This is a genomic window from Paracoccus sp. (in: a-proteobacteria) (assembly GCF_046289755.1).
Classification (GTDB): domain Bacteria; phylum Pseudomonadota; class Alphaproteobacteria; order Rhodobacterales; family Rhodobacteraceae; genus Paracoccus.
Map to the genome: position 1 here is coordinate 15,441 of NZ_JBKBVD010000054.1, position 6,241 is coordinate 21,681.

5 protein-coding genes are annotated in these 6,241 nt (G+C 67.4%); 2 read left to right on the forward strand and 3 right to left on the reverse strand.

Annotated features, from left to right (window positions below; all coding sequences use genetic code 11):
- Positions 1-100: 100 nt before the first annotated feature.
- The 3 genes from ACK41U_RS16315 to ACK41U_RS16325 all read right to left on the reverse strand — a co-directional run bounded on the left by ACK41U_RS16315 (position 101) and on the right by ACK41U_RS16325 (position 3,557).
- On the reverse strand, positions 101-1,471 hold the full coding sequence (locus tag ACK41U_RS16315) for an aspartate aminotransferase family protein (protein WP_409682325.1): 1,371 nt from the start codon (positions 1,469-1,471) through the stop codon (positions 101-103).
- 12 nt (positions 1,472-1,483) lie between these two features.
- Entirely contained in the window at positions 1,484-2,944 is a 1,461-nt protein-coding gene (locus ACK41U_RS16320; RefSeq protein WP_409682328.1) for an NAD-dependent succinate-semialdehyde dehydrogenase, read from the reverse strand.
- A 118-nt stretch (positions 2,945-3,062) separates the two neighbouring features.
- Positions 3,063-3,557, reverse strand: a complete 495-nt coding sequence (locus ACK41U_RS16325) for an Lrp/AsnC family transcriptional regulator (protein WP_409682330.1) — start codon at positions 3,555-3,557, stop codon at positions 3,063-3,065.
- A 28-nt stretch (positions 3,558-3,585) separates the two neighbouring features.
- On the opposite strand from ACK41U_RS16325, the gene ACK41U_RS16330 reads away from it, so the two are divergent.
- Both ACK41U_RS16330 and dctP read left to right on the forward strand, forming a co-directional pair.
- Positions 3,586-4,992: a PLP-dependent aminotransferase family protein gene (locus tag ACK41U_RS16330; protein ID WP_409682333.1), complete on the forward strand. Its 1,407-nt coding sequence runs from the start codon at positions 3,586-3,588 to the stop codon at positions 4,990-4,992.
- 198 nt (positions 4,993-5,190) lie between these two features.
- Positions 5,191-6,198, forward strand: a complete 1,008-nt coding sequence (gene dctP, locus ACK41U_RS16335; protein ID WP_409682336.1) for a TRAP transporter substrate-binding protein DctP — start codon at positions 5,191-5,193, stop codon at positions 6,196-6,198.
- Positions 6,199-6,241: the final 43 nt, after the last annotated feature.

A 6,241-nucleotide genomic window follows, 5' to 3' on the forward strand; every position in this document is an offset into this window, starting at 1 on the left:
TGGGGGGGTGGTGTGGGTTTGTGTTTTGGCGCGGGGGGGGGGGCCCCGGGGGGGGTTGGGGGGGGGGGCCCCCCGCCCCCGGCCCCCCCCCCCCCGCCTGTCAGCCCAGCACTTCGGCAATCGCCTCGCGCGTGACCTCGACGATCTGGTCGGCCTCGGCCCCGGTCAGGCACAAAGGCGGCGCAAAGCCCAGAATGTCGCCCTGCGGCATGGCCCGCGCGATCACGCCGCGTTTCAGCATCGCGGCCACGACCTTCGCGCCCTTGCCCTCGGATGGATCAAAGAACCGCCGCGCATCCCGGTCGGCCATCAGCTCCACCGCACACAGCATCCCCTCGCCGCGCACATCGCCGACATGGGGGTGATCGCCCACCGCCGCGCGCATGCGGTCGTTCAGATAGGCGCCGACGGTGCCTGCATTTTCGACCAGCCCCATGCTGTCGATCAGCCTGAGGTTCGCGACCCCGGCGGCGGCGCCGATGGGATGGGCGGAATAGGTCCAGCCATGGCCCAGAACGCCGTTTTCGTCGGTGCCGCGCGCCAGCACATCCCACATGCGCTGTCCCACGATGCTGGCCGAAAGCGGCGCATAGGCCGAGGTCAGCCCCTTGGCGCTGGTGATCAGATCGGGCTTCATGCCGTAGTGATCGCTGCCGAACATGGTCCCCAGCCGCCCGAAGCCGGTCACGACCTCATCGGCGATCAGCAGGATGTCATGGCGGTCCAGCACCGCCTGAATGGCGGGCCAGTAACCGGCGGGCGGCGGCACGATCCCGCCCGTGCCCAGTACCGGCTCGCCGATAAAGGCGGCGATGCTGTCGGCGCCTTCGAAGGCGATCAGCGCCTCCAGCTTGTCGACGCAATAGCCCACGAAATCAGCCTCGGACATGGCGGCATCGGGGCGGCGGAAGTAATAGGGCGCCTCGGTATGGATCACCTGGTCCAGCGGCAGATCGAACTTCTTGTGAAACAGCTCAAGCCCGGTCAGCGAGCCGGTCATCAGCCCCGAGCCGTGATAGCCCCGCCAGCGGCTGATGATCTTTTTCTTCTTCGGGCGGCCCAGAATATTGTTGTAATACCAGACCAGCTTGATGTTCGTCTCATTCGCATCCGAGCCGCCAAGCCCGAAATAGACCCGCGCCATACCTGCGGGCGCGCGGTCCATCACCATCTTGGCCAGCGTGATCGAGGTTTCCGACCCGTGGCCCGCATAGGCGTGGTAATAGGACAGCTCGCGCGCCTGCGTGGCGATGGCCTCGGCGATCTCTTGCCGGCCATAGCCCACGTTCACGCAATAAAGCCCCGCGAACCCGTCCAGCAGCTTGTTGCCGTCGCGGTCGTGGATATAGACCCCCTCGCCGCCGGTCACGATGCGCTGCGGCGCCTCGCCGCGCGCGAATTGCCCCAGATGGGTCGAGGGGTGGAAAAAGCTCTCGCGGTCCCATTTCGCCAGTTCGTCATTGGTCAGCATCGTCATTTCCTCTCACGCCCAATCGCGGCAGACATATTTGATGTCGGTAAAGGCTTCGAGGCCCTGACGGGCGCCCTCGCGGCCCAGTCCCGACTGCTTCATCCCGCCAAAGGGGATCGGCGCGCCGGTGACCTTGGTGCGGTTCACGGCGACCATGCCATATTGCAACGCCCGCGTCAGGCGATAGATCCGGCGCGGGTCCATGCTGTGCACATAGGCGATCAGCCCGTATTCGCTGGCATTGGCGCGCGCGATCACCTCGTCCTCGGTGTCGAAGACCGACAGGGCGGCGACCGGGCCAAAGGTTTCCTCGCGCATGATTGCGGCCGCGTCGGGGACATCGGCCAGAACGGTGGGCCGGAAGAACAGCGGGCCCTGCGCCGTGTCCACCGCACCCCCGGTCAGGATGCGGGCGCCATGGGCCACCGCGTCCGCGACATGCGCGACCTGCTTGGCGATCTGGCGGTCATGGATCAGCGGGCCGATATCGGGATCGTCCATGCCCCGCCCGAGGGTCAGCTGTTCGACCGCCGCCGTGAAGCGGGCGCAGAACTCGGTATAGACCGGGCGCTGGATATAAAAGCGGTTGGCGCCAAGGCAGTCCTGACCCGAGGTGGCGAATTTGGCCTTGACGGCCTCGGCCACGGCGCGGTCCAGATCGGCGCCCTGACAGACGATAAAGGGCGCGTGCCCGCCCAGTTCCAGCACCAGCCGTTTGACCGTCTCGGCCGACTGGCGATAGAGCAGCCGCCCGACTTCCGTGGACCCGGTAAAGGACAGCGCCCGCACGCGGGCGTCCGCCGTCCATTCCCCCACGATGGTCGCGGCATCGCCGATGACGGTATTGATCACGCCCTCGGGGAAGCCCGCCCGCTGCGCCAGCACCGCCAGCGCCAGCGCCGACAGGGGCGTTTCCGCCGAGGGGTGGATGACCACGGTGCAGCCCGCGCCAAGGGCGGCGGCGGCCTTGCGGGTGATCATCGCGCAGGGAAAGTTCCACGGTGTCACAAGGGCCGCGACGCCCACGGGTTCGCGCCACAGCTCCATCTCGGCATCGGGCAGGTGGCTGGTCACGCCCTCGATATTGGGGCGCAGGGCCTCTTCGGCGTAAAAGGTCACGAAGCTGGCGGCATAGTCGATTTCGCCGCGCGCCTCGCTGATGGGCTTGCCCTGTTCGGCGACCATGATCCGGGCCAGATCCTCGCGCGCCGCAAGGATCAGCGCGTGCCAGCGATGCAGGATCGCGGCGCGGTGCTGGGGCAGCATGCCCGACCAGCCGGGAAAGGCCGCGTGCGCCGCATCGACCGCCGCGCGGGCGCCTGCCGCCTCGCTGATGGCGACCTGCGCCACCAGCCCGCCGGTGGCAGGGTCGCGCACGGCCAGCCGGCCCTGGGCCGCGAAATCGCCCGCGCCGGGCAGAAGCCCGCTGTCGTCCAGCCTGTCGGTCAGCGCGGTCTGGTGATGGTCCAGCATCAGATACCTCCGTTGTTGGGGGCAGTATGGCGGCCATCGCGGGGGATATTACCTGAAGGTCGCGCCGCAGGCAGAGGATTCCTCTGGCCTGTCGCGGCGCGGCAGAGGAATCCTCTGTTCAGCCCAGCAGCGGGGCTGCGGGGGGCTGATCCTTGACCGGCTTGGTCACGATATAGCTGAAATAGCGCCGCAGGCCCGCGCGGCTTTCCAGCAGCCCGTCCATCAGATCCTGAAACGCCGCCACGTCGCGGGCCACGACCTGCATCAGGTAATCATAGCCGCCGCCGATCGCCCAGCAGCCGGTCACGGCCTCGGTCCGGGCGATCACCCGCTCGAAGATCTGGAAACTTTCGGCGCGGTGGCTGTCCAGCTCGACCGTGACAAAGACCTGCACATGGGGCCCAAGGGCCGCAAGGTCGATCTGGGCGCGATAGCCGCGGATCAGCCCCGCCTGTTCCAGCCGCCGCATCCGCTCCCAGCAGGGGGTGGGCGACAGGTTCACCCGCGCGGCCAGTTCGGTCTTGGCGATGCGCCCCTCGCGTGCCAGCACCGCAAGGATGGCGATGTCACGGTCGTCGAGGCGGGGGCTGGTTCTGGCGCGCGGCTGGGTCATTTGTCGGTTGTTTCCGGGGCTTGCTGCTTTGTCAATCTGGACAAGCCGCGCGCGGGGGGCGATCCTGCGGCCCATGTCGCATTGGCCGCTTCGCAAGGATGATATCACCCGCCCCGCCTATCGCAGCCTCGCACAGGGGATTGCGGCGGCGATTGATGCGGGCAGCCTGCGCCCCGGCCAGCGCCTGCCGCCGCATCGCGATCTGGCCTGGCAGCTGGGCGTCTCGGTCCAGACCGTCAGCCGCGCCTATGAGGAACTGATCCGCGCCGATCTGATCTCGGGCGAGGTGGGGCGGGGCAGTTTCGTGAAATCGGGCCCGCGCGAGACGATCGAGGTGCCGTGGTTCCGCGCGCCCACCGACCGGCCGCCGATTGATCTGTCGATGATGACCCCGGTGCCGCTGCCGCAGATCCGCACCGCCTGGGCCGACACGCTGGTGCGGCTGGCGGACCGGCTGCCGGACCCGGCGATGATGTCGTTCCGCCCGCGCCAGACCATGTCGCTGTATGGCGGCATGGCGGCGGCGTGGCTGGCGCGCTGCGGCATGGTCGTGCCCGCGCAGCGCATCCTGATCACCAACGGCACCACGCCCGCGATGTTTGTCGCCCTGCTGAGCGTGGCCCAGCCCGGCGACATCATCGCCACCGAGGCCGTGACCTGCCACACGCTCAAGCCCGCCGCCAAACATCTGCATCTGCGCCTGCGCGGCATTCCCGGCGATGAGCGTGGCATGGACCCCGACGCGCTGCTGGCGGCGGCGCGGACCAGCGGCGGGCGGATGAAGGCGGTGTTCCTGCTGCCCTCGGGCGGCGGGCCGATGGCGCAGATCATGGACCGCGAGCGGCGCGAGGCGCTGGCGATGGCGGCGGCGCGCGCCGGTCTGGCGATTCTGGAAAGCGATCCGACCGGGCCGATGCCGCCCCGCCGTCCGCCCGCGCTGTCCAGCTTCGCGCCCGAACGCAGCTTCTATTTCACCGGCCTGTCAAAATGCCTGTCGCCGGGTCTGCGCCTCGGTTTTCTGGCAATGCCCGAAAATCTGGCAGAGGCGGCGCTGAACCGGCATCTGTCGATGTCCTGGATGGCCACGCCGCTGATGGCCGAGATCGCGCAGGACTGGCTGAACCACGGCACCGCCGAACAGCTGCTGGAGGCGCAGCGCACGGAACTGGCCGCCCGCAACCGGCTGGTCGGGCGGGTTCTGGGCGCGCAGGCGCAGGGCTTTCCGCATGGTCTGCATCGCTGGCTGCGGCTGCCCCAGGGCACGGATGAGGGGCAGATCATCGCGCAGGCACTGGCCCATCAGGTGGCGCTGGCGCCCGGCGCGGGCTTTGCCGTTCTGCCGCAACCGCCTGCGCTGCGCCTTTGCATCGGCGGCGCGACGGCCCGCGATCTGGAGCAGGCATTGCGGATCGTTTCGGCAATCCTGCCCCGCTGATGCCATTCCGAAAGCAGGACAATCGGCGGGTCGTTTGACATGCCCGCCCTAAATTGTCATGGTTTAATATAGAAATTGACTTGGAATCTGGATGAGCAGAACCCTTTGCTCAAGCCGGAGCGGGTGTTCCTCACCCCGAATCCTGCAACCCAAGGGCGGACGGCATTGCCGCAGAACGCCCGACCAACAGGAGATGACATGACCATCAGAACCCTGACTGCCGCCAGCATCGCAGCCCTCGTGATCGGATCGGGCAGCGCCATGGCCGATACCTGGCGCTATGCGTTTGAAGAGGCCATCGACGAGGTGCAGGGCGTTTTCGCCCAGAAGTTCAAGGAAGAGGTCGAGGCCAATTCCGACCATGAGGTGCAGCTGTTCCCCTTCGGCACGCTTGGCGAATCCGACAACATCATGGAGCAGACCCAATCGGGCATCCTGCAGTTCGTGAACCAGTCACCCGGCTTTACCGGCGCGCTGATCCCCGAGGCGCAGGTCTTTTTCGTGCCCTACCTGTTGCCGGATGACGAAGAGCAACTGGTCCGCTTTTTCCGCGACTCCGAGACGATCAACAGCATTTTCCCCGAGCTGTACGCCGAACAGGGGCTGGAGCTGCTGACCATGTATCCCGAGGGCGAGGTGATGCTGACGACCGACCGCCCGGTGACAAGCCCCGCCGATCTGCGCGATGTGAAGGTTCGCGTGATGACCAACCCGCTGCTGGTGTCCAGCTATCAGGCGTTCGGCGCCACGCCCACCCCGCTGCCCTGGGGCGAGGTTTATGGCGGCTTGCAGACCGGCATCATCGACGGGCAGGAGAACCCCGCCTTCTTTATCGAATCGACGCGGATGTACGAGGTCACCGACCACATCACCCGGCTGGGTCACAACAACTTCACCACCGCACTGATGGCCAACAAGGATTTCTTTGACGGCCTGTCCGAAGAGGATCAGCAGGTCATTCAGGATGCGACCGCCGCCGCCTTCGATCACATCATCGAGTATCAGCAGGGCCTGACCGAGGAATCGCTGGAGCGGATCATGGAGGCCAAGCCCGCGATGACCGTGACCACCCTGACCGAGGAACAGCGCGCCCCCTTCCGCGACACCGCCGGGCAGGTCGAGGCGACCTTCCTCGAAATCGGCGGCCCGCGCGCGCAAGAGGTGCTGGACCAGATGAAGGCCGATCTTGACGCCGCCGCCCAGTAACCGGCGCTGACTGGCGCGCCCCGCCCCCCCGGGGCCGGGGCCA